Source organism: Rhodosalinus sp. (assembly GCF_041685465.1).
GTDB lineage: Bacteria > Pseudomonadota > Alphaproteobacteria > Rhodobacterales > Rhodobacteraceae > Rhodosalinus.
This window is the reverse complement of sequence record NZ_JAWLFS010000021.1, coordinates 1-20,463: the sequence shown is the minus strand read 5'-3', so window position 1 is coordinate 20,463 and position 20,463 is coordinate 1. Positions and strand designations below refer to the sequence as shown.

Genomic DNA, 20,463 nt, shown 5'->3' with positions numbered 1-20,463 from the left:
GGCGGCGCCTTCTTCGGGGGCACGGCCATCTGGTCGGCCCGCGCCCTGCTGAAGGAGCGCCGGCGGTGAGCGCCCGGCGTCAGCCCTGCCGCGCGCGCCAGGCGAGCGCGAGGGACACCGCGCCGGACACCGTCAGATCGACGCCGAGCAGGATGCCGAGGATGCCGAGCGCAGACCCCGGCAGCGTGAACAGGATGATCGCCGCGAGAATGAGCGACAGCACGCCCGAGGCGGCCATCCAGCCCCAGCCGCGCGCCGGCCGCCACCGGACCGCCAGCGCGATCCGCGCCACCCCCATGCCGGCGAAGAGCGCGCCGACGGCGATGGTCAGCGTCAGAAGCCCGGCCAGCGGATTGGCGAGCAGCACGATGCCGAGGACAAGGAACAGCACGCCCAGAAGCCCCGAGAGCCAGCGCGTCGCGCTGTCGGCCCCCGCGGTCCCGGTCGCGGCGATCCAGAGCTGCACCGCGCCGCCGGCGACGAAGGCCGCGCCGGCGAGGATCTCGGCGGTGATCGAGGCCGCGAAGGGATTGGCGAGCGCCAGAAGGCCGCCGATCAGCATGATCGCGCCGAAGACGGCGAGCCAGCGCCAGTCCATCGCCCCGGTCTCGCGGGTGAAATCTGTCGTGGTCATCTCGGCTCCTTTCCACGGGCGGTCTCGCCGCCTGCACGCATCACGGGTTATCTCATCCTTCCAACTCCCGCCCCGCCCGGAGGTTTCGCAATGAACAAGATCTTCGAGATGCCGCTCTATCCCTACGCCCGCACGGCGGATCAGGACGCTGGCGTGCCGGTGCGCCACAGGGTGATGATCGTGGGGGCCGGGCCGGTCGGCCTCGCCGCCGCGATCGACCTCGCCGAGCAGGGCGTGCCGGTCGTCGTGCTCGACGACAACGACAAGGTGAGCTTCGGCTCGCGCGCGATCTGTTTCGCCAAGCGCCAGCTCGAGATCCTCGACCGGCTCGGCTGCGGGCAGCCGATGGTGGACAAGGGCGTGGTCTGGAACCTCGGCAAGGTCTTCTTCCGCGATCGCAAGGTCTACGAGTTCAACCTGCTGCCCGAGGAGGGCCACCGGCGGCCGGCCTTCATCAACCTGCAGCAGTACTACTTCGAGGATCACCTCGTCGCCCGCGTCCGCGAACTGCAGGCGCAGGGCGCCGAGATCGAGCTGCGCGGCGGCAACAGGGTGCGGGAGGTGGACGACCGCGGCGACCGGGTGCGTCTCACGATCGACACGCCCGAGGGCCCCTACACCGTCGAGACCGAGTGGCTCATCGCCTGCGACGGGGCCGGCAGCCCGATCCGCGCGATGATGGGCCTCGATTTCGTCGGGCGCGTGTTCGAGGACAACTTCCTCATCGCCGACGTGGTGATGGACGCGGACTTCCCGACCGAACGCTGGTTCTGGTTCGACCCGCCCTTCAATCCGGGGCAGTCCGCGCTCCTGCACAAGCAGCCCGACGGCGTGTGGCGGATCGACCTGCAACTCGGCTGGGACATCGACAAGGAGGAGGAGAAAAAGCCCGAGAAGGTGATCCCCCGCCTGCGCGAGATGCTCGGCGACGAGGTCGCCTTCGAGCTGGAATGGGTCTCGATCTACACCTTCCAGTGCCGGCGGATGGACCGGTTCCGGCACAACCGCGTGATCTTCGCGGGCGACTCCGCGCACCAGGTGAGCCCCTTCGGCGCGCGCGGCGCCAACAGCGGGATTCAGGACGCCGACAACCTCGCCTGGAAACTCGGGCTGGTGATCGAGGGGCGCGCGCCCGAAGACCTGCTCGACAGCTACGACGCCGAGCGCATCGCGGCGGCCGACGAGAACATCCTGAACTCCACCCGCTCGACGGACTTCATCACGCCCAAGTCGGAGATCAGCCGCATCTTCCGCGACGCGGTGCTCGACCTTTCGGAACCCTATGCCTTCGCCCGGCCGCTGGTGAACTCCGGCCGGCTGTCGCTGCCCTCCGTCTACGACGGCTCGCCCCTCAACGCCGAGGACGCGCTGCCCGGCGGGCCGGCGCGCACGCGCCCCGGCGCCCCCTGCCCCGACGCGCCGGCGGGCAACGGCTTCGTGCTGGACCGTCTGGGCGGCGGCTTCACGCTGCTGACGATCGACGCCGAGGCGCCCGAACAGTTGACCGAGGAGGGCATCGAAGCCGGGCGCATCGCGCTCTCGGCCGCGGACGACCCCACGGGTGCGCTCAGCGAGCGTTACCTCGGAGCGGCCGAGGCGGCCGTCTACCTCATCCGCCCGGATCAGCATGTCGCGGGCCGCTGGCCCGCCTTCGACGCGGGCCGGATCCGTGCCGCGATCCGCCGCGCCACCGCAAGGGAATGACCACCATGACCGAGCTGACGCTTGCGCCCAACATCGACGGGCCGGACGATTTCTACGCCGACCTTCTCGCCGCGCACGAGGGGCTGACCAAGGCCGAAAGCGACGCGCTCAACGCCCGGCTGATCCTGATCCTCGCGAACCACCTGGGCGACCGCGGGGTTCTGCGCGCGGCGCTCGCGGCCGCGCGGCGCCCCGGCGCAGAGCAGGAATGACCGCGCGATGACCGAGGCGGTTCTCTACGACTACTACCGCAGCTCGGCGAGCTACCGGCTGCGCATCGCGCTCAACCTCGCCGGGATCGACTATCGGCAGGTGCCGGTGGACCTCACGCGGCAGGAGCAACGCAGCCCGGACCACCTTGCCCGGAACCCGCAAGGGCTGGTCCCGGTGCTCGAGATCGACGGCCACCGTTTCACGCAGTCCCTGGCGATCCTCGCCTATCTCGACCGCACGCGCGGCCTCGGGCTCCTGCCCGGGGACCCGGCGGAGCGCTGCTTCGTCGAGGCGGCCGCGCAGGCCATCGCGGTGGACATCCACCCGGTCTGCAACCTCTCGGTCGCGGCCTACGCCACGGAGCTCACCGGGGACCCGGCGACGCGGCAGGGCTGGATGCAGCGCTTCATCGGCCCCGGCCTTGCAGCCGTCGAGAAACTGCTCGCGCGCTGGCATCAGGCCCCCTATTGCACCGGGCGCAGCGTGACGCTGGCGGACGTCTGCCTGATGCCCCAGGTCTACAACGCCGAGCGGTGGGGCGCGGACTACACCGACTGCCCGCGCATCCGCACCGTGAAGGCGGCGCTGGAGGCGCATCCGGCCTTCATCGCCGCACATCCGGACCGCAACGCCCCGTGACGAAGATTTTTCGTACGAAAAATCTCCTGCCCGACCTGTCCGCGACGGCGATTTTTCGTCCGAAAAATCGCCCCGCCCGCCGCACGCGCCCCCGGGCCTGCGCCCTTGCGGCAGGCGCGCGGATGCGGCAGGGGCGCGGGGAGGGGCGGCTCCCTTGGAACGCGCGCGGCGCGAGGCCATATAGCGGGTCAGGCAGACGGAAACCGAGGTGACACCGATGATCGAACTGGGCGGAGACAAACAGGCGGCGCCGGCCGGCGACCTGATCAAGGAGACGTCCGAGGCCAGCTTCATGCAGGACGTGGTCGACGCCTCGCAGGAGGTGCCGGTCATCGTCGATTTCTGGGCGCCCTGGTGCGGTCCCTGCAAGCAGCTCGGCCCGGCGCTCGAATCGGCCGTCACCGCCGCCCGCGGCGCGGTGAAGATGGTCAAGGTCAACGTCGACGAGAACCAGATGATCGCGCAGCAGCTGCGCATCCAGTCGATCCCGACCGTCTATGCCTTCTGGAAGGGTCAGCCGGTCGACGGCTTCCAGGGCGCGCTCCCCGCCTCGCAGCTCAAGGAGTTCATCGACCGCGTCGTGCAGGCCGCCGGCGGCGAGGCCGGCGAAAGCGGCGGGCTGGACGAGGCGGTGGAGGCCGCCGAGGCGATGCTCGCCGAGGGCGCGGCGACCGACGCGGCGCAGACCTTCGCGGCCATCCTCGGCGAGGACGAGCACAACGCCGCCGCCTATGGCGGGCTCGTGCGCGCCCATGTCGCGCTCGGCGATCTCGACCAGGCCGAGGCGATCCTCAACGGCGCGCCCGCCGAGATTTCCAAGTCACACGAGCTGGAGGCGGCGGCGGCACAGATCGCGCTCGCCCGCCAAGCGCAGGAGGTCGGCCCGGAGGCCGATCTGCGCGCGAAGGTGGAGGCCGACCCGGACGACCATCAGGCGCGCTACGACCTCGCGCAGGCGCTCTACGCCAAGGGCGAGACGGAGGCCGCGGTGGACGAGCTTCTGGAGCTTTTCCGGCGCGACCGCGACTGGAACGACGGCGCCGCCAAGCAGCAGCTTTTCACCATTTTCGAGGCGCTCAAACCGAACGATCCGGTGGTGCTGAACGGACGTCGGAGACTCAGCTCCATGATATTTGCCTGAGGGGCGCACCGGGCTAGCTCATCGTCATGCTCAAGATCGCCGATCTGCCGGAGACACTCCCGGTCTTTCCGCTCACCGGGGCCCTTCTCCTGCCCCGGGCGCGCTTGCCGTTGCACATTTTCGAACCCCGCTACCTGGCCATGCTGGAAGACTGCATGAAGACCAGCGAGCGGCTGATCGGCATGGTGCAGCCGAACCCGCGCCCGGGCAGCGACTCGGCCGACCTGCAGCGCATCGGCTGTGCCGGGCGGCTGACGCAGTTCTCCGAGACGGAGGACGGGCGCTACATGGTCACGCTCACGGGCATCTCGCGGTTCCGCGTGCTCGAGGAGGTGCAGGGGTTCACCCCCTATCGCCGCGCCAAGGTGTCGTGGCAGGGGTTCGAACAGGATCTTGCGAGCACCGACACCGATCCCGGATTCGACCGGGAACGGTTCCTGGGCCTGCTCGGGCGCTATTTCGAGACGCGCAACCTCTCGACCGATTGGGATTCGCTCAAGCAGGCGGAGGACGAGTTGCTCGTCAATTCGCTCTCGATGCTTCTCGATTTCGAGCCGGAGGACAAGCAGGCGCTGCTCGAGGCGCCGAGCCTTTCCACCCGGCGCGAGACGCTGGTCACCCTCATCGAGTTCGCGCTGCGCGGCGGCGACGAGCGCGGCGCGGGGGGCGCGTTGCAGTGACCGCGGACCCGGCACAGGCGGCGCACGGCTTCGATCGCCGGATGCTGGAGGCGCTGGTCTGCCCCGAAACGCAGACGACCCTCTCCTACGACGCCGCGCGGCAGGAGCTGATCTCGCGCGCCGCCGGGCTCGCCTATCCCATCCGGGATGGCATCCCGGTGATGCTGCGGGACGAGGCGCGGCGCCTCGACGACTGAGCGGGCGTCGGCCTGCCGGGCGCCGGCCGTGGCGATTCCGAAAAGCGTTGGGCACGGGACGGTCGGGCCGCCGCTCGCCCCCTTTTGGCGCGCCGACGGAGCCGCGCGGCTCAGCCCCGCATCAGCTCCGGCAGCGCGCCGGTCAGCCCCGCCGCCTCGCGGATGAAGCCGCGCCGGAGCCGCGGCAGATGCGCCACCGCTCCGAGCCCGAGGTCACGACCGAGCCGCAGAAGCGGATTGTCGTTCGAAAAGAGCCGGTTGACCCCGTCCGTCGCCGCGGCGAGGGCCGCGGTGTCGAACCGCCGCCAGCGCGCGTAACGGTCGAGCACGTCGGCCGCGCCGATATCCTCGCCGCGCATGGCGGCAGCATCGACCACCTCGGCGAGCGCCGCGACGTCGCGCAGCCCGGCGTTGAGCCCCTGCCCCGCGATGGGATGGACCCGGTGCGCGGCATCGCCGACGAGCGCGAGGCGGTCGGAGGTGAAGCTCTGCGCGAGGCTCAGTTCCAGCGGGTAGGTGTAGCGCGTCCCGGCGAGGGAAATCTCGCCGAGGAAATCGCCGAAACGCGGGCGCAGCGCGGCGAGATACCCCGCGTCGTCGAGCGCCTCGATCGCCCCGGCCCGCCCGTCACGCTCCGTCCAGACGATGGAGGAGCGATCGCCCGGCAAGGGCAGGATGGCGAGCGGGCCCTCGGGCATGAAGAACTGATGCGCGACGCCGTGGTGGGGTTTCTCGTGGGCGAGCGCGCAGACGAGCGCCGTCTGCCCGTAGCGCCAGCCGGTGCGCCGGATGCCCGCGCGCCGCGCGGCCGGGCTCCGCACCCCGTCGCAGGCGGCGAGAATCCGGCCCGACACCTGCGCGCCCGAGCTCAGCGTCACGGCGATCGACCCCGGCCCCGCGGCGTGATCGGTCACCGCCTCGCCGGCGCGGTGGTCGATGCGCGGCTCGGCGGCCACCGCCTGCAGGAGCGCGCGGCGCAGGTAACGATCCTCGACCATGTGCCCCATCGGGCCTTCCTCGATCTCGGCGTGGTGAAACTCCAGCCAGAGGGGCGACGGCCCCTCCCCGGCACGCCCGTCGCTGACCTTGATCTCGAGCATGGGCTGGCCATGCGCCTCGATCGTCTGGCCGAGGCCCAGCGCGCGCAGCATCCGCACCGAGGCGAGCGCCAGCGCGTAGGATCGGCCGTCGAAGCCTTCCGCCGCGCGCGTGGCGACGGGGGCGGGGTCGATCAGCGTGACGTGCCGCCCCGCGCGCGCCAGCGCGAGGGCGAGGGCCGTGCCGGTCAGGCCGCCGCCGGCGATCAGGATGTCGGTGTCGGTGCTCATGCGGGGAAATATGCGCGGCCGGGCGGGATTGTCCATGCGCCGCGGTGCCGCTACCGTCCGCCGCGGTCGGAGGGAGAGCGACATGACGGACCTTCTCAGCCGTGGCGCGGCGGAACTCGGGCGGGGGATCGCGGCCGGCGAGGTCGACCCGCTCGCCCTGGCGGAGACCTGCCTCGACGCGGCCTCGGCGCATCCGCTGCGCGACCGGATCTATGCCCGCCTCACGCCCGAACGCGCCCGCGCCGAGGCGCAGGCGGCCGCCGAGCGCGCGAAGCGCGGGCAGCGGCGCGGGCCGCTCGACGGCGTGCCGGTCAGCTGGAAGGACCTCTTCGACACCGCCGGCACGGCGACGGAGGCGGGAAGCGCGCTGCTGAAGGGGCGGGTGCCGACGCGCGACGCGGCCGTGCTGCGCAGCGCCACGGCGCTCGGCCTCGTCTGTCTCGGCAAGACGCATCTCTCCGAACTCGCCTTCTCGGGCCTCGGCTACAATCCCGTCACCGCGACGCCGCCCTGCGTGAACGACGGCGAGGCCGTCTCGGGCGGCTCCTCCTCCGGCGCGGCGGCGAGCGTGGCCTTCGGCCTCGCCCCCGCGGCGATCGGCTCGGACACGGGGGGATCGGTGCGGGTGCCGGCGGCGTGGAACGACCTCGTCGGGCTCAAGACCACCGCCGGGCGGCTTTCGCTCGATGGCGTCGTCCCGCTGGCCGCGCGTTTCGACACGGTGGGGCCGCTCGCGCGGCGGGTGGAGGACGCGGCGCTCCTTCTCGCGGCTCTAGAAGGGACGCGCGCGCCCGACCTGCGCGGCGCGCGACTGGACGGCGCGCGGCTCGCCGAGATCCGCACCATCGCCTTCGACGACCTCCGCGATGAACCCGAGGAGGGCTACACCCGCGCGCGCGCCCGGCTGGAAGCAGCGGGCGCGGAGGTGGTGCCGATCGAGGTGCCCGCGCTTGCGGGGCCGATGGGCGATTCGGCCCTTCTCTACACCTCCGAGGCCTACGCCGCCTGGCGCGAGGTGATCGAGGCGACCCCGGACGCGATGTTCCCCGAGATCCTCGCGCGCTTCCGCGGAGGGGCCGAGACGCGCGCGGCGGACTACCTCGCGGCCTGGGAACGCATGATGGCCGCGCGCCGCACCTGGGCCGAGGCGACGGCGGGCTTCGACGCGGTGATCTGCCCGACGGTCGCCATCGCCCCGCCGAAGCTGGAACGGCTGAAGACCGAGAGCGACTATTACCGGACCGAGAACCTGCTGACGCTGCGCAACACGCGGATCGGCAACCTGATGGGCCTGCCGGGTCTCACCCTGCCGACGGGCGTGCCCTCGGCCGGCATCCAGTTTCTCGGCCGACCGATGGGCGAGGCGGCGCTTCTCCGGCTCGGCGCGGCGGCGGAGGCGGCGCTCGCCTGACGCCCGCGCGCTATGGCGCGCACGCCACAAGCCTGTGCTCTTCCGGTCTTTTTCTGGACGCCGCGCCGCCGCACCGGTATCCTGACATCCAAAGGGGCGGAACGACCCCGGTCTTGAGGCAGTGCAGGCATGTATCCCGAGCGGTTCGGCTCCCTTCCGGCCTATGCGTTTCCGCGTCTGCGGGCGCTTCTCGACGACCATCCGCCCGGCGGCGAGGTGGTTCAGATGGCCATCGGCGAGCCGCAGCATCCCTTTCCCGACTGGCTGGCCGACACGATCGCCGCGGAGGCCGCGGGCTTCGGCCGTTACCCCCCGAACGAGGGGACACCCGCGCTCCGGCAGGCGGCGGCGGGCTACCTGGAGCGCCGCTACGGCGTGACGCTCGACCCGGACGCGCAGATCATGGCGCTCAACGGCACGCGCGAGGGGCTCTACAACGCGGCGATGGCGCTCCTCCCGTCCGAGAAGGCCGGACAGCGCGCCGCGGTGCTGATGCCCAACCCCTTCTACCAGGTCTACATGGTCGCGGCGCGCTCCATCGGGGCGGAGGCGGTCTTCGTCCCCGCCACGCGCGAGACGGGGTTCCTGCCCGATGTCGCGGCGCTGCCCGAGGAGCTGCTCGCACGGACGGCGGCGGTCTACGTCTGCTCGCCCGCCAACCCGCAGGGCGCGGTGGCCGACGCGGTCTACTGGGACAGGCTTCTGGACCTCGCCGAAACCCACGACTTCAAGATCCTCGCCGACGAGTGCTACGCCGAGATCTACCGCGAGACGCCGCCCACCGGCGCGCTGGAGATCGCCGCGGCGAAGCAGGCCGACCCGGAGCGCGTGGTCGTCTTTCACTCGCTGTCCAAGCGGTCGAACGTGCCGGGGCTGCGCTCGGGCTTCGTCGCCGGCGGGCCGGAAAGCCTCGCCCGGATCAAGCAGCTGCGGTCCTATTCAGGCGCGCCGCTGCCGCTGCCGATCCAGCATGCCTCGGCCCGGCTCTGGGACGACGACGACCACGTGGAGGAGAACCGCCGCCTCTACCGCCGCAAGTTCGCGCTCGCCGACGAGGTGCTCGGCGACCTGCCGGGCTACACGGCGCCCGAGGCGGGCTTCTTCCTCTGGCTCGAGACGGGCGACGGCGAGCGCGCCGCGCTCCGGCTCTGGCGCGAGGCGGGGGTGCGGGCGCTGCCCGGCGCCTACCTCGCGCAGGACGCGGCCGGCGGCAATCCCGGCGCGGCCTATCTGCGCGCGGCGCTCGTCGCGCCGGAGGCCGAGGTTCTGCGCGGGCTCGAGGCGATCCGCCACGTGCTCGAAGACTGACACAGGCGATAGGGGAGACCATGGCGTATCAGGCGCGCGGGCGCGACCCGCTCTTCGACAGCGAGACGGCGGATGCGCTGGAGAAGCGCGGCAAGGAGCTCGTCGGGCTCGCGCTGATCGCGCTCGGCGCGGCGATGGCGGCGCTTCTGGTCTCCTACCACCCCGACGACCCGAGCTGGATGGCCTCGACCGAGGGCGAAGTGCGCAACTGGCTCGGCCGCACGGGGGCGACCATCGCGGCGCCGCTGATTCTCGTCGTCGGGATGGGCGCCTGGGGCATCGCCGCGGTTGCCGCGGGCTGGGGCCTGCGCCTCTGCCTGCACAGGGGGGCGGACCGGGCGCCCGGCCGTGTCGTCTTCGCGCCGATCTGGATCGCCGCGCTCTCGGTTTACGCGGCGACGCTGGTGCCCGGGCAGGGCTGGACGCATCCCTTCGGGCTCGGCGGTTTCTTCGGCGATACGGCGGTGGCGGCCATGCTGACCACCGTGCCGATCGGTCCCGGCCTTGGCCTGCGGCTCGTCTCGGCCGGCATGGCAGGGGCGCTTGTGGCGATGGGCGCCTTCGTTCTCGGCTTCTCGTGGCGCGAGTTGCGCGGCATCGGGCGTTTCATCGTGCTCGGGATCGTGGTCGTTTACGCTGCACTGGTCGCCGCGCTTGCCCGCGGGGCGCAGGCGACGCTCGCGGGCGCGCAGGGGCTGCGCACGGGCCTCGCCACGCAGGCGCAGACCCGCGCCGAAGCGCGGGCCGCAAGAGCCGAGGCGGCGCGGGATGCCCGCCGCATGGCGGACATGGAGACAGGGGAGGAGACGACCCACCGCCCCGCACCGCGCTTCCTTCCGCGCGTGGCCGCCATCGGGCGCCGGGCGGAGCCGTTGCCCGAGCCCGAACTCGTCGAGCAGATGCCGCCCGAGGACGACACGGAGGCGCCCGGCGACGACCGTATCCGCGCGCGTATCGCCGACGCCGTGCGCGCGCGGGCGCGCCGCGAGGGCATCCCGGCCGTCGTCCGCGAGGCGCCGCTGACCCGGGGACGCGGGCGCGGGCCGGATCCGCTCGTGCTCGACACCGCGCCAGCCCGCCGGGAGCCGCCCCTGAGCGGCGACGCCGCGCGCCCGGCCGAGCCGCCGCTGACCGCCTCCGCTTCAGCCGCGGCCACCGCCGATCCCGCTCCGGCACCCGCGGCGGCGGCGGCCCCCGGGGCGCCTGCCCCCCATGCAGAGGGCGCGCCGGTGGTGCACGCGCGCATCCCGGCCGCCGAGCCGCCGCGCCCCGTGGTCGAAACGCCGCCGCGCAAGGCGCCCGCTCCGTCGCGCCGCGCGAAGGAAGAGGCGCAACCGGCGCTCCGCTTCGCAGAGGCCGAGGAAAGCACCTTCGAGCTGCCGCCGCTCGCGCTGCTGCGCAATCCGGAGCTGATCGAGCGCCATTACCCGAGCGAGGAAGCCCTCGCCGAGAACGCGCGGATGCTCGAGAACGTGCTCGAGGACTACGGCGTGAAGGGCGACATCGTCAGCGTCCGCCCCGGCCCGGTCGTCACCATGTACGAACTCGAACCCGCGCCGGGGCTGAAGGCGAGCCGAGTCATCAACCTTGCCGACGATATCGCGCGGTCGATGTCGGCGCTTTCGGCGCGCGTCTCGACGGTGCCGGGGCGCTCGGTCATCGGGATCGAGCTGCCCAACGACCGGCGCGAGATGGTGCTGCTGCGCGAACTCCTGGCGAGCCGCGACTTCGGCGACGGGACGCAGAAGCTGCCGCTCGCGCTCGGCAAGACGATCGGCGGCGAATCGATCGTGGCCAACCTCGCCAAGATGCCGCACCTGCTGATCGCGGGGACGACCGGCTCGGGCAAGTCGGTGGCGATCAACACCTTCATCCTGTCGCTGCTCTACAAGCTCACGCCGGACGAGTGCCGCCTCATCATGATCGACCCCAAGATGCTGGAACTCAGCGTCTACGACGGCATCCCGCATCTCCTCTCGCCCGTGGTCACGGACCCGAAGAAGGCCGTCGTCGCCCTCAAATGGGTCGTCGCCGAGATGGAGGAGCGCTACCGCAAGATGTCGAAGATGGGCGTGCGCAACATCGACGGCTACAACAGCCGCGTCGAGGACGCGCAGGCCAGGGGCGAGACGTTCCGCCGCACGGTGCAGACCGGCTTCGACGACGAGACCGGCGAGCCCGTCTTCGAGACGGAGGAGTTCGCCCCCGAGAAGATGCCCTACATCGTCGTCATCGTGGACGAGATGGCCGACCTGATGATGGTCGCGGGCAAGGAGATCGAGGCCTGCATCCAGCGCCTCGCGCAGATGGCACGCGCGAGCGGCATCCACCTGATCATGGCGACGCAGCGCCCCTCGGTTGACGTCATCACCGGCACGATCAAGGCGAACTTCCCCACCCGGATCAGCTTCCAGGTCACCTCGAAGATCGACAGCCGCACCATCCTCGGCGAAATGGGCGCCGAGCAGCTCCTCGGGATGGGCGACATGCTCTACATGGCCGGCGGCGGGCGCGTCACCCGCGCGCACGGCCCCTTCGTCTCGGACGAGGAGGTGGAGGAGGTCGTCAATCACCTCAAGGCCTTCGGCCCGCCGGATTACGTTTCGGGCGTCGTCGAGGGGCCGGAAGACGACAAGTCCGGCGACATCGACGCGGTGCTCGGCCTCGGCGGCAACACCGACGGCGAGGACGCGCTCTACGATCAGGCGGTGGCGATCGTGGCGAAGGACCGCAAGTGTTCCACCTCCTACATCCAGCGCAAGCTCGGCATCGGCTACAACAAGGCCGCGCGCCTCGTGGAACAGATGGAGGATCAGGGCGTCGTGACCCCGGCCAACCACGTCGGCAAGCGCGAGATCCTCCTGCCGGAGCCGCAGTGACGCCGCGGGCGTCTCGGGAAAGTGAGCGGCGGGAGGATGCAGCGGAGGCGGCGAGCGCCTACATTGCCGGCATGAACATGACTCGGATTCTGATGGCGGGGGCGCTCGCGCTCTTCGCCGCTGGCCCGGCAGCAGCCGAGAAGCTGTCGCTGGGCGCGATCTCGGACTACCTGAACGGTCTCGACACGGTGACCGGCACCTTCACGCAGATCAACGGGGACGGCACCGAGCAGACGGGCACCCTCTACATCTCGCGGCCGGGCAAGATGCGCTTCGAATACGATCCGCCGGAGGAAACCCTCGTGCTTGCCTCGGGGGGCGCGGTGGCGATCTTCGACGACAAGGGCGATGCGGGTCCGGAGACCTATCCCATCGACCGCACGCCGCTCAAGATCATCCTCGCCGCCGACGTGGACCTCACCCGCGAGCGCATGGTGACCGACCACACGACCTCGGGGGAGGCGACGGTGGTCACCGCCCAGGACCCGGAAAACCCGGATTACGGCAGCCTGGAGCTGGTCTTCACCGGCCCGCCGGTCACGCTCCGCCAGTGGCAGGTGAACGACGCACAGGGCGGCTCCACGACCGTTGTGCTCGAAGAGATTCAGGTCGGCGACAGGCTGGCTGACGGCCTGTTCAACATTCAGATCAACAGCGACCGGGTCGAACGGCGCTGACCTCAGCGGCAGGTCGCCAGCTGCGCCTGATAGCGCCGGGAGCGGCGGTCCACGCCATCGGCCACGCGCAGGAGCCACGACTTCGCGTTGTAGCTGCCGCGCGCGTAGCCGCCGTGCCCCTCGTGGTAGGCGAGGTACTGGTTGCGCGCGTCCGACAGCGGGATGCCGTTGCGCTCGCGCGAACGGGTCATGTACCAGCCCATGAAATCCGTCGCATCGCGGATGTCGTCGCGCCGGGCGCGCCGTTTGCCGGTGGCGCGCTTGTAATCCTCCCAGGTGCCGTCGAGGGCCTGGCTGTAGCCATAGGCCGAGCTCTGCCGGCCCATCGGAAGAACGCCGAGCACGTAGCGGTAAGGAGTGCGCGCATCGCCGATGAAACGGCTTTCCTGGTGCATCGTGGCCATCTGCACATGCACCGGCACACCCCAGCGCCGTTCGGCGTCGCGGAAGGCGCGGTAATAATGCGGACGCTCGCGGGTCAGGGCGCAGGCGTCGTCGAGGTTGCGCGGCGCCGAGTAGCTGCCGCCACACGACCCGACGACCAGCACCGCAAGGAGCGCGATCAGGAGTCTGCTCATCTGCCTCGTGCCTTGTCGAAGACCGATCGTATCGCCGGCTGAGCCCAAGGATAGCCGATCCCGGCCCGAGAGGGAATTCATGTTTTGCCGCAACCGCCGGTCCGACCGTCGGGTCGCCCGTCACAGACTGTTTCCTGCGCGCGGCAGCCGCACGCATGGACAAACCGCCGCCCGCGGCGCTAGAAGACCTCAAGGATTAAGGACATGCGCATGACACGTGCAAAATACGGCCTGGGCCAGGTGGTGCGTCACAAGCGGCACCCTTTCCGGGGCGTCGTCTTCGACGTCGATCCCGAATTCAACAACACCGAGGAATGGTATCAGGCCATCCCGGAGGACAGCCGCCCGGCCAAGGAGCAGCCGTTCTATCACCTGCTCGCCGAGAACGATCAGAGCTTCTATATCGCCTATGTCTCGGAGCAGAACCTCGTCGCGGACTACTCGGGCGAGCCGGTCGATCACCCCGATATCCCGGAATTCTTCGGCCCCTTCGAGGACGGGCATTACCCCCTCGACGTGCAACTGAACTGAAGCGGCGGCGCGCGGGCCTCAGTAGCCCAGCGCGCAGCCATCCTTGCGCGGGTCCGACGCGCCCTCCAGAACGCCGCTCTCGTGGATGCGGATCGCCTGACCGCCGCCGAGCGGCTGGTCCGGCGTGACGACCCGGTGCCCGAGGTCGGCGAGAGCGCGACGCGTCGCCTCCGGATACCCGCGCTCGAGCTGAAGCGCACCGCCGTCGGCGAAGGCGCGCGGTGCGTCGAGCGCCGTCTGCGGGTCCATCCCGTAGTCCGCGATGTTCGACAGAAAGCGCGCGTGGCCCGTCGGCTGATATCCGCCGCCCATGACGCCGAACGGCATGGTGACGCGGCCGCCCTCGCGCAGCATGGCCGGAATGATCGTGTGCATCGGCCGCCGGCCGCCGCCGTATTCGTTCGGATGCCCCCCGGCGAGCGTGAACCCCGCGCCGCGGTTGTGCAGGAGGATGCCGAACCGCTCGGACGCGATGCCCGACCCGAAGCCGTGAAAGATCGACACGATCAGAGAAACCGCCATGCGGTCCCGGTCCACGACGGTGATGTAGACCGTGTCGCGATGAATCTCCTCGGTCAGCGGCGCGGGATCGGGCAACACCGCGTCGGGCCGGATCAGCCCGGCGAGGCGGCGCGCGGTCTCCGGATCGGTCAGCCGCCCGGCCGCGGCCCTGTCGGGATCGCCGACGAAGCGGTTGCGCGCGTCCTCGGCGAGCTTCCAGGCCTCGGCCTCCAGATGCGCGCGCTCGGGTCCGAAGGGGTCGAGCGACGCGAGATCGAACTCCGCGAGGATCTGCGCCAGCAGGATCGCGGCGGCGCCCTGCCCGTTCGGCGGATGCTCGACGAGCTCGCGACCGCGATAGGTCCCGGAAATCGGCTCTGCGTGCGTCGGCGCTGCGGCCGCGAAATCCTCCGCCGCATGCACCCCGCCCCGCGCGGCGAGGATGGCGAGCATGTCCTCGGCGACCTCGCCCTCGTAGAAGGCGCGCGCGCCGTCCCGCGCGATGCGGCGCAGCACCTCGGCCTGTCCCGGCGCTCGGAAGAGCGTGCCCGGCGCGGGCGCCTCGCCCCCGAAGAGAAAGTGATCCTGCGCCGCACCTGAGAGCCGCGCGGCCCCCGTTGCCCAGTCGAAGGCCACGCGCGGCGCGACCGGCACGCCCTGTTCGGCCGCCTCGATCGCGGGGGCGAGCAGCGCACCGAGGCCGAGCCGCCCCTCCGTCGCGGCGAGATGGTCGAAGGCCGCGACCGCGCCCGGCACGGTCACCGCCTCCGCCCCGTCCAGCGGCACGGCGTCGAGCCCCCGGTCGCGCAGCGCCTGCGCATCCGCCCCCTCGGGGGCGCGGCCCGAGCCGTTGAGCGCGCGCACCTCGTCCTCGCAGGGCCGGGTCCAGAGCGCGAAGGCGTCGCCGCCGATCCCGGTCATGTGCGGCTCGCACAGGCCGAGCATGACGCCGCCCGCGATCGCCGCGTCCATCGCGTTGCCGCCACGACGCAGGATATCCACCGCAGCGAGCGCCGCGCGCGGGTGGGAGGTCGCGCAGATGCCCTCGCTGGCGAAGACGGGCGAACGCCCCGGGGTCTGGAAATCGCGCATCTGCTCCTCCTCTCGGCCTGCCTCCGTGCTAGGCGGCCGCGCGTCCGGACGCAATCCTTGGCCGGAAGAGGGAAAGACCTCGGTGCCGCGCACTGGGTGGGGGCTATTGACGACGCGGCACCGAGGGAAGCCTATGCAGCTACAGGTACGTGTATCGCGGGTCATTCTGGCTCGCTCGGGGACTCAATCGGGCCTTTTCAAGGCATCGCGCCCTTCGGGACGGTCATCGCCGCAGGCGAAGCGCAGCGTGAGCTCGTTGCGACCCCCGGCACGGCGGTAGCCGAGTCCGGCGGTCAGCTCGTGCACGATCGCCCAGCCGAAGCCGCCCTCGGGCAGTTCGGCGCGCGGCACGGCGAGATCGGGCGCCCCGCGAACCGGCAGACGCCCGCCGGGCATCGGCCGGCCATCGTCACTCACGCGCACGATCAGCACACGCCGTCCCGCGCAGGCCGCGACCCGGATGGCGCCCAGGCGATCGGACGGCCCCGCATGTTCGACGATGTTGTTGAGAACTTCGGCGACCGCGATCTCGACCGAATCGAGCGCCTCGGCGCAACGGCCCGGCGCGGCGGTCGCGAGCGCCGCGCGCAGTTTCGAAAGCGCCGGGCGGATCTCCGACTGGCGACCGCAGCAGGAGAGGGCGAAGAGGGGCTCACAGCGGGGGCGCGGCATGGCGGCGGGCCTCCGGAGGACGCGGGCCGTCCGGTCACCCCGCCGGGGCGGCGAGCGCGGCCTCGACACTCGGGTGGATCGTGAAGATGCGGTCGATCCGCGTCAGGCGGAACACCTTGTCCACCGCCGGCGTCACCGCGGCGAGTTCGAGCCTGCGACCGTCCATCTGCTTCATCGCGGCGACGATGGCGCCGAGCCCGCTGGAATCGATGAACCCCACGTCGCCGAGATCGAGCACGATCCGGGGCGGCGCATCGCCGCTCTGCTCGCGCATCAGGTCCTTGAACCGGATCGCCACCGCGGCGTCGATCCGCTCCTCGCGCACGGCGACGACCCGCGTCGCGCCGCTGTCGCGGCTCTCGAGATTCATGGGGCGGCTCCCTCTTCAAGTCACGCAGGGGCGGAGACTGGACCGCAATCCTTACCATCCGGTATGCCGGAGCATGGAAGAGGAGGGATCGCGATGGCAGAGGTCGTAATCGCGGGCGCGGCCCGCACGCCGATGGGCGGACTGCAGGGGGCTCTCTCGGGCGCGCCGGCGGCGGAACTGGGCGGCGTCGCGCTCACCGCCGCGCTCGAGGAGGCCGGGCGCCCGGCGGTCGACGAGGTGGTGATGGGCTGCGTCCTGCCCGCCGGGCAGGGCCAGGCGCCCGCCCGGCAGGCGGGATTCGCCGCCGGCCTCGGCGAGGAGGTGCCGGCGACCACGCTCAACAAGATGTGCGGTTCGGGCATGAAGGCGGCGATGGTCGCCCACGACCAGATCGCGCTCGGTCAGGCGCGGGTGATCGCGGCGGGCGGCATGGAAAGCATGAGCCGTGCGCCCTACCTGCTGCCGTCGATGCGCGGCGGCGCCCGGATCGGGCATCAGCAGGCGGTCGATCACATGTTCCTCGACGGGCTGGAGGATGCCTACGACAAGGGCCGCCTCATGGGCACCTTCGCCGAGGATTGCGCCGAGCACTACCAGTTCACGCGCGACGCGCAGGACGCCTATGCCATCGGCTCCCTCGAAGGGGCGCTCGCGGCGCAGGACAGCGGCGCCTTCGCGCGCGAGATCGCGCCGGTCACGCTCAGGTCCCGCAAGGGCGCGACGGTGGTCGAGGCCGACGAGCAGCCCGCGCAGGCGCGGCCCGACAAGATCCCGGAGCTCAGGCCCGCCTTCCGCGAGGGCGGCACGGTGACGGCGGCGAACGCCTCCTCGATCTCCGACGGGGCGGCGGCGCTGGTGCTGGCCGAACGCGGCCACGCAGAGAGCGCCGGCATGACACCGCGCGCGCGCCTCCTGGGCCACGCGAGCCACGCGCAGGCGCCCGGATGGTTCACAACCGCGCCCGTGCCCGCCGCGCGGACCCTCCTGGAGCGCATCGGCTGGAGCGTGGGCGACGTGGACCTATGGGAGGTCAACGAGGCCTTCGCGGTCGTCCCGATGGCCTTCATGCGCGAGATGGGGCTGCCGCGGGACATCGTGAACGTGAACGGGGGCGCCTGCGCGCTCGGCCACCCGATCGGCGCCTCGGGCGCGCGGATCATGGTGACGCTCCTGAACGCGCTCGAGACGCGGGGGCTCAAGCGCGGCGTCGCCGCGATCTGCATCGGCGGCGGCGAGGGCACGGCCATCGCGATCGAGCGGCTGTGAGCGGGGCGATTTTTCGTACGAAAAATCGCCGGGGCCGCGGGCGCGGGGCCGAAAATTCTTCGTACGAAGAATTTTCTCCGCCGGTCAGGCGGCCTTCAGCCGCTCGGCGACCGCGCGGAAGGCCGGGCGCGCGCGCATCCGCCGGAGGTACTCGGCGAAGCGCGGCTCGTCCGCGGGGAAGCCGGCCGCCTTCGCCCAACCGCCGCAATGGGCGAGCAGGAGGTCCGGCACGGTGGGCGCCGGCCCGGCGAGGTGGGCGCCGGGCAGATCGTCCATCAGCCGCGCGAGGGCCTTCGCATATTCCCACTTCAGGCTGTCCTTGACCGCCGGGACGCGCTTGTCCTCCGGCAGCACGAAGCTGTGCTTCGCGGCCGTCCAGAGCGGCGTCTCGATCTCGTCGAGGATCCGGAAGGTCATCGCGTCCTGGCGCGCGCGCTCCCGCGTGCCGGCGGGGTGGGTGAGCGCGCCGTGCCGGTCGGCGAGATAGGTCAGGATCGCCGTCGAATCGGTAAGCGCGGCCTCATCCACCCTCAGCACCGGCACCTTGCCGGAGGGGTTCACGGCGCGCGCCGCCTCCGATCCCGGCGCGGCCGGGCGGTGCGTGTAGGGCTGCCCCAGTTCCTCGAGCATCCAGACCACGCGGAAGGCGCGGGTCTTCAGGTCGCCGATCACGGTATACATGGCATCTCCTCCCCTGTCCTGCGCGATGCAAGCCGCGCGGCGCGCGAATGTCCAGAGCCTCAGCGCCGGCCGCGCAGCCGCGACAGGCGCAGGAGCGTGCGCTCCATCACCGCCATCTGCGGCGCGGTCTGGTTGGCCGAGCGCAGCGTGCGGTCGGTCTCGGCCAGCACCTCGAGCGCGGCCTGCAGCCGCTCCGCGCCCCAGGCGCGGGCCTGCCGCTCCATCCGGTCACGCCGCGGCCCCCAGACCGGCGGGCGCAGCCGGGCGATCCCCTTGCCGGGCCCTTCCGGGTCCGAGGCCGCGCGGTAGAGCGCGCGGAAGTGCCGCCCGCCGGCGATGGACAGGCGCACGGGCGTCACGCCCTGCGCGGCGAGGCGCTGGATGAGCGGGCCGATCTCGCCCTCGCGGGCCTCTGCGGCGGCCTCGATCACCGCGTCGGCCTCGGCCTCGGTGGAGGCGGGGGCGAGCAGCGCCACCTCCCCCGCCGAAAGCGGCGCGGGGTCGTCGAGCTTGTAGAGCGCGAGTTTCTCCAGCGTCTGGCGGAAATCGCCGGGCTCGAGCGTGCGGCCCAGCGCGAAGAGCGCGTCGAGCGCCTCGCCCGAGGCACCGGAGAGCCCGGCGCGCGCGAGTTCCGCCTGGATCTCCTCGCGCCCCGGCGGGTCGTCGTAGATCGCGGCGGCGCGCGCGCTTCCGTGGCCCTCGAAGAGCTTGCGGAGCTTCGAGGCGGGCTTGAGCTGCCCCGCGGTGACGACGATCTGCGCGTCGCCCGGGCGCCAGGCCTCCAGCGCGGCGGCGATCGCCTCCACCTGCCCGTCGCCCGCGTCCTCCACCAGCGCGACGCGCGCGCCGGGGAAGAAGCCCTGCGCCTTGATCGCGTCCATGAGCGCGGCCGGATCGCGGCGCAGGTCCGCCCCGGCCATCCGCGTCAGCCGCATCTCGCCCTCGCCCTCCGGCCCGATCAGCGCGGCGACGGCCTGCTGCCGGCGGTGGGCGACGCGCATCGGGTCCGCCCCGTAGATCAGGAGGCCCGCCGCCTGCGGGTCCGGTGCGGCGCAGTAGCGCGCGACCTCCCGCGCGGCGAGCTTCATGTCCCGCGATCCTCCGGCGCGGCGAGGATCAGCCGCTCCACCAGCCGGTCGGCAAGGAGGCTCGCGAGCCGCTCCTCGGCGTCGCGCCGGGCCGCGCGGGTGGCGAGTGTGGAGCCGCTCGCGGAATAGCCTGTGAAACCGGTCACCCGCCCTTCCGCGAGCGGTGCGGCCTCCTCTGCGGCATCGGCCCGCAGAAGCCGCCAGTGGGCGCGGCCGAGCAGTTGATAGCGACTGGTCCGCCCGTCGGCCGTCGCGCCGAGACCCTCGCGGGTGACGGTGAGCGGCGCTTCCAGCCGGTAACGGGGCGCATCGGCGCGGCCGAGCCGCTCTTCCAGCCGGCGGGTGAAATGGTAGTCCGTGCGCGTCTCCGGTGTCGGCATCGCGACCCGCCCCTGCAACGCGCGGCCCGCGCCCTCCGGGCCGTAGACCGGCGCGAAGCCGCAGCCGGCGGCGAGCGCCGCGGCGGAGAGGGCGAGCAGACGGCGGCGGTCAGAGCACCACATTCACGATCCGGCCCGGCACGACGATCACCTTCTTCGGCGCCCCGCCGTCGAGGGCGCGCGCCACCGGCTCGCTTTCGAGCGCGGCCTTCTCGACCTCCGCCTTGCCGAGATCGCGCGGCACGGTGATCTCGCCCCGGCGCTTGCCGTTGATCTGGACGGGCAGCGTGATCTCCTCCTCCACCAGCATCGCCGCGTCCGCGACGGGCCAGGGCGCGTCGAGGATCATGCCGTCGCGCCCCAACAGGGACCACAGTTCTTCGGACAGATGCGGCGTCATCGGCGACATGAGCTGCGCGAGGGCGGCGGCCGCCTGCCGCTTGGCCGAGCCGCCCGCCTGCGACTTGGCCAGCGTGTTGGTGAAGGCGTAGAG

22 protein-coding genes are annotated in these 20,463 nt (G+C 72.0%); 12 read left to right on the top strand and 10 right to left on the bottom strand.

What is annotated here, in order from left to right:
- Nucleotides 1-79 precede the first annotated feature (79 nt).
- On the bottom strand, nucleotides 80-634 hold the full coding sequence (locus ACESL7_RS02795) for an HdeD family acid-resistance protein (protein WP_372891230.1): 555 nt from the start codon (nucleotides 632-634) through the stop codon (nucleotides 80-82).
- A gap of 90 nt (nucleotides 635-724) precedes the next feature.
- Here ACESL7_RS02795 and ACESL7_RS02790 point away from each other — a divergent pair, with 90 nt between their 5' ends.
- The 6 genes from ACESL7_RS02790 to ACESL7_RS02765 all read left to right on the top strand — a co-directional run bounded on the left by ACESL7_RS02790 (nucleotide 725) and on the right by ACESL7_RS02765 (nucleotide 5,208).
- The gene (locus tag ACESL7_RS02790) at nucleotides 725-2,338 is read left to right on the top strand and encodes an FAD-dependent oxidoreductase (protein WP_372891228.1); all 1,614 of its coding nucleotides are present in this window, start codon (nucleotides 725-727) and stop codon (nucleotides 2,336-2,338) included.
- 5 nt (nucleotides 2,339-2,343) lie between these two features.
- Complete coding sequence (locus ACESL7_RS02785; RefSeq protein WP_372891227.1) at nucleotides 2,344-2,550, top strand: DUF2783 domain-containing protein; 207 nt, start codon at nucleotides 2,344-2,346, stop codon at nucleotides 2,548-2,550.
- Between the two features lie 7 nt (nucleotides 2,551-2,557).
- On the top strand, nucleotides 2,558-3,190 hold the full coding sequence (maiA, locus tag ACESL7_RS02780) for a maleylacetoacetate isomerase (RefSeq protein WP_372891225.1): 633 nt from the start codon (nucleotides 2,558-2,560) through the stop codon (nucleotides 3,188-3,190).
- A 217-nt stretch (nucleotides 3,191-3,407) separates the two neighbouring features.
- Nucleotides 3,408-4,331 carry a thioredoxin gene (gene trxA / locus ACESL7_RS02775; RefSeq protein WP_372891234.1) on the top strand — a complete coding sequence of 308 codons (924 nt, stop codon included), beginning with the start codon at nucleotides 3,408-3,410 and terminating at the stop codon, nucleotides 4,329-4,331.
- A gap of 26 nt (nucleotides 4,332-4,357) precedes the next feature.
- On the top strand, nucleotides 4,358-5,011 hold the full coding sequence (locus ACESL7_RS02770) for an LON peptidase substrate-binding domain-containing protein (protein ID WP_372891223.1): 654 nt from the start codon (nucleotides 4,358-4,360) through the stop codon (nucleotides 5,009-5,011).
- Nucleotides 5,012-5,052: 41 nt separating this feature from the next.
- A complete protein-coding gene (locus ACESL7_RS02765) occupies nucleotides 5,053-5,208 on the top strand; it encodes a Trm112 family protein (protein ID WP_372891232.1) in 156 nt (51 codons plus the stop codon).
- 110 nt (nucleotides 5,209-5,318) lie between these two features.
- Here ACESL7_RS02765 and ACESL7_RS02760 read toward each other — a convergent pair whose 3' ends face one another.
- On the bottom strand, nucleotides 5,319-6,536 hold the full coding sequence (locus ACESL7_RS02760) for an FAD-dependent monooxygenase (protein WP_372891221.1): 1,218 nt from the start codon (nucleotides 6,534-6,536) through the stop codon (nucleotides 5,319-5,321).
- Nucleotides 6,537-6,618: 82 nt separating this feature from the next.
- Between ACESL7_RS02760 and ACESL7_RS02755 the strand changes: the two genes are divergently transcribed.
- The 4 genes from ACESL7_RS02755 to ACESL7_RS02740 all read left to right on the top strand — a co-directional run bounded on the left by ACESL7_RS02755 (nucleotide 6,619) and on the right by ACESL7_RS02740 (nucleotide 12,811).
- Nucleotides 6,619-7,947, top strand: coding sequence for an amidase (locus ACESL7_RS02755; protein WP_372891219.1), 1,329 nt, complete (start codon nucleotides 6,619-6,621; stop codon nucleotides 7,945-7,947).
- 129 nt (nucleotides 7,948-8,076) lie between these two features.
- On the top strand, nucleotides 8,077-9,255 hold the full coding sequence (locus ACESL7_RS02750) for an aminotransferase class I/II-fold pyridoxal phosphate-dependent enzyme (RefSeq protein ID WP_372891217.1): 1,179 nt from the start codon (nucleotides 8,077-8,079) through the stop codon (nucleotides 9,253-9,255).
- 20 nt (nucleotides 9,256-9,275) lie between these two features.
- Entirely contained in the window at nucleotides 9,276-12,134 is a 2,859-nt protein-coding gene (locus ACESL7_RS02745) for a DNA translocase FtsK (protein ID WP_372891215.1), read from the top strand.
- A 77-nt stretch (nucleotides 12,135-12,211) separates the two neighbouring features.
- Nucleotides 12,212-12,811, top strand: coding sequence for a LolA family protein (locus ACESL7_RS02740; RefSeq protein ID WP_372891213.1), 600 nt, complete (start codon nucleotides 12,212-12,214; stop codon nucleotides 12,809-12,811).
- Nucleotides 12,812-12,813: 2 nt separating this feature from the next.
- Here ACESL7_RS02740 and ACESL7_RS02735 read toward each other — a convergent pair whose 3' ends face one another.
- Nucleotides 12,814-13,389 (bottom strand): transglycosylase SLT domain-containing protein, encoded by a 576-nt coding sequence (locus ACESL7_RS02735; protein WP_372891211.1) that lies wholly within the window; start codon nucleotides 13,387-13,389, stop codon nucleotides 12,814-12,816.
- Between the two features lie 204 nt (nucleotides 13,390-13,593).
- Between ACESL7_RS02735 and hspQ the strand changes: the two genes are divergently transcribed.
- Nucleotides 13,594-13,920 (top strand): heat shock protein HspQ, encoded by a 327-nt coding sequence (gene hspQ / locus ACESL7_RS02730; RefSeq protein ID WP_115981175.1) that lies wholly within the window; start codon nucleotides 13,594-13,596, stop codon nucleotides 13,918-13,920.
- 18 nt (nucleotides 13,921-13,938) lie between these two features.
- On the opposite strand, the gene ACESL7_RS02725 is transcribed toward hspQ, so the two are convergent.
- The 3 genes from ACESL7_RS02725 to ACESL7_RS02715 form a co-directional block, all read right to left on the bottom strand.
- Nucleotides 13,939-15,513 carry a gamma-glutamyltransferase family protein gene (locus ACESL7_RS02725; protein WP_372891209.1) on the bottom strand — a complete coding sequence of 525 codons (1,575 nt, stop codon included), beginning with the start codon at nucleotides 15,511-15,513 and terminating at the stop codon, nucleotides 13,939-13,941.
- A gap of 183 nt (nucleotides 15,514-15,696) precedes the next feature.
- Nucleotides 15,697-16,185 carry an ATP-binding protein gene (locus ACESL7_RS02720; protein ID WP_372891207.1) on the bottom strand — a complete coding sequence of 163 codons (489 nt, stop codon included), beginning with the start codon at nucleotides 16,183-16,185 and terminating at the stop codon, nucleotides 15,697-15,699.
- 34 nt (nucleotides 16,186-16,219) lie between these two features.
- Complete coding sequence (locus ACESL7_RS02715) at nucleotides 16,220-16,555, bottom strand: STAS domain-containing protein (RefSeq protein WP_372891205.1); 336 nt, start codon at nucleotides 16,553-16,555, stop codon at nucleotides 16,220-16,222.
- A 93-nt stretch (nucleotides 16,556-16,648) separates the two neighbouring features.
- Here ACESL7_RS02715 and ACESL7_RS02710 point away from each other — a divergent pair, with 93 nt between their 5' ends.
- Nucleotides 16,649-17,821: a thiolase family protein gene (locus ACESL7_RS02710; protein ID WP_372891203.1), complete on the top strand. Its 1,173-nt coding sequence runs from the start codon at nucleotides 16,649-16,651 to the stop codon at nucleotides 17,819-17,821.
- A gap of 84 nt (nucleotides 17,822-17,905) precedes the next feature.
- Here the strand turns inward: ACESL7_RS02710 and ACESL7_RS02705 are convergent, their stop codons facing one another.
- From ACESL7_RS02705 to ACESL7_RS02690, 4 genes are all read right to left on the bottom strand, one after another.
- Nucleotides 17,906-18,502, bottom strand: a complete 597-nt coding sequence (locus tag ACESL7_RS02705; RefSeq protein ID WP_372891201.1) for a glutathione S-transferase family protein — start codon at nucleotides 18,500-18,502, stop codon at nucleotides 17,906-17,908.
- A 59-nt stretch (nucleotides 18,503-18,561) separates the two neighbouring features.
- The gene (holA, locus tag ACESL7_RS02700) at nucleotides 18,562-19,590 is read right to left on the bottom strand and encodes a DNA polymerase III subunit delta (RefSeq protein ID WP_372891199.1); all 1,029 of its coding nucleotides are present in this window, start codon (nucleotides 19,588-19,590) and stop codon (nucleotides 18,562-18,564) included.
- Entirely contained in the window at nucleotides 19,587-20,093 is a 507-nt protein-coding gene (gene lptE, locus ACESL7_RS02695) for an LPS assembly lipoprotein LptE (protein WP_372891197.1), read from the bottom strand. The genes holA and lptE overlap by 4 nt, the downstream gene beginning before the upstream one ends.
- On the bottom strand, nucleotides 20,080-20,463 hold a 384-nt coding region (locus ACESL7_RS02690; RefSeq protein WP_372891195.1), incomplete at its 5' end, for a class I tRNA ligase family protein. The genes lptE and ACESL7_RS02690, both read right to left, overlap by 14 nt.

What these genes read in the sequence shown, in the direction of transcription:
- ACESL7_RS02735 (WP_372891211.1), bottom strand. Translation starts at nt 13,389, where the DNA reads ATGAGCAGACTCCTGATCGCGCTCCTTGCGGTGCTGGTCGTCGGGTCG.
- maiA (WP_372891225.1), top strand. Translation starts at nt 2,558, where the DNA reads ATGACCGAGGCGGTTCTCTACGACTACTACCGCAGCTCGGCGAGCTAC.
- ACESL7_RS02725 (WP_372891209.1), bottom strand. Translation starts at nt 15,513, where the DNA reads ATGCGCGATTTCCAGACCCCGGGGCGTTCGCCCGTCTTCGCCAGCGAG.
- ACESL7_RS02750 (WP_372891217.1), top strand. Translation starts at nt 8,077, where the DNA reads ATGTATCCCGAGCGGTTCGGCTCCCTTCCGGCCTATGCGTTTCCGCGT.
- ACESL7_RS02760 (WP_372891221.1), bottom strand. Translation starts at nt 6,536, where the DNA reads ATGAGCACCGACACCGACATCCTGATCGCCGGCGGCGGCCTGACCGGC.
- ACESL7_RS02710 (WP_372891203.1), top strand. Translation starts at nt 16,649, where the DNA reads ATGGCAGAGGTCGTAATCGCGGGCGCGGCCCGCACGCCGATGGGCGGA.
- ACESL7_RS02705 (WP_372891201.1), bottom strand. Translation starts at nt 18,502, where the DNA reads ATGTATACCGTGATCGGCGACCTGAAGACCCGCGCCTTCCGCGTGGTC.
- holA (WP_372891199.1), bottom strand. Translation starts at nt 19,590, where the DNA reads ATGAAGCTCGCCGCGCGGGAGGTCGCGCGCTACTGCGCCGCACCGGAC.
- ACESL7_RS02740 (WP_372891213.1), top strand. Translation starts at nt 12,212, where the DNA reads ATGACTCGGATTCTGATGGCGGGGGCGCTCGCGCTCTTCGCCGCTGGC.
- lptE (WP_372891197.1), bottom strand. Translation starts at nt 20,093, where the DNA reads ATGTGGTGCTCTGACCGCCGCCGTCTGCTCGCCCTCTCCGCCGCGGCG.
- ACESL7_RS02795 (WP_372891230.1), bottom strand. Translation starts at nt 634, where the DNA reads ATGACCACGACAGATTTCACCCGCGAGACCGGGGCGATGGACTGGCGC.
- trxA (WP_372891234.1), top strand. Translation starts at nt 3,408, where the DNA reads ATGATCGAACTGGGCGGAGACAAACAGGCGGCGCCGGCCGGCGACCTG.
- ACESL7_RS02770 (WP_372891223.1), top strand. Translation starts at nt 4,358, where the DNA reads ATGCTCAAGATCGCCGATCTGCCGGAGACACTCCCGGTCTTTCCGCTC.
- ACESL7_RS02720 (WP_372891207.1), bottom strand. Translation starts at nt 16,185, where the DNA reads ATGCCGCGCCCCCGCTGTGAGCCCCTCTTCGCCCTCTCCTGCTGCGGT.
- ACESL7_RS02745 (WP_372891215.1), top strand. Translation starts at nt 9,276, where the DNA reads ATGGCGTATCAGGCGCGCGGGCGCGACCCGCTCTTCGACAGCGAGACG.
- ACESL7_RS02715 (WP_372891205.1), bottom strand. Translation starts at nt 16,555, where the DNA reads ATGAATCTCGAGAGCCGCGACAGCGGCGCGACGCGGGTCGTCGCCGTG.
- ACESL7_RS02755 (WP_372891219.1), top strand. Translation starts at nt 6,619, where the DNA reads ATGACGGACCTTCTCAGCCGTGGCGCGGCGGAACTCGGGCGGGGGATC.
- ACESL7_RS02785 (WP_372891227.1), top strand. Translation starts at nt 2,344, where the DNA reads ATGACCGAGCTGACGCTTGCGCCCAACATCGACGGGCCGGACGATTTC.
- hspQ (WP_115981175.1), top strand. Translation starts at nt 13,594, where the DNA reads ATGCGCATGACACGTGCAAAATACGGCCTGGGCCAGGTGGTGCGTCAC.
- ACESL7_RS02765 (WP_372891232.1), top strand. Translation starts at nt 5,053, where the DNA reads ATGCTGGAGGCGCTGGTCTGCCCCGAAACGCAGACGACCCTCTCCTAC.
- ACESL7_RS02790 (WP_372891228.1), top strand. Translation starts at nt 725, where the DNA reads ATGAACAAGATCTTCGAGATGCCGCTCTATCCCTACGCCCGCACGGCG.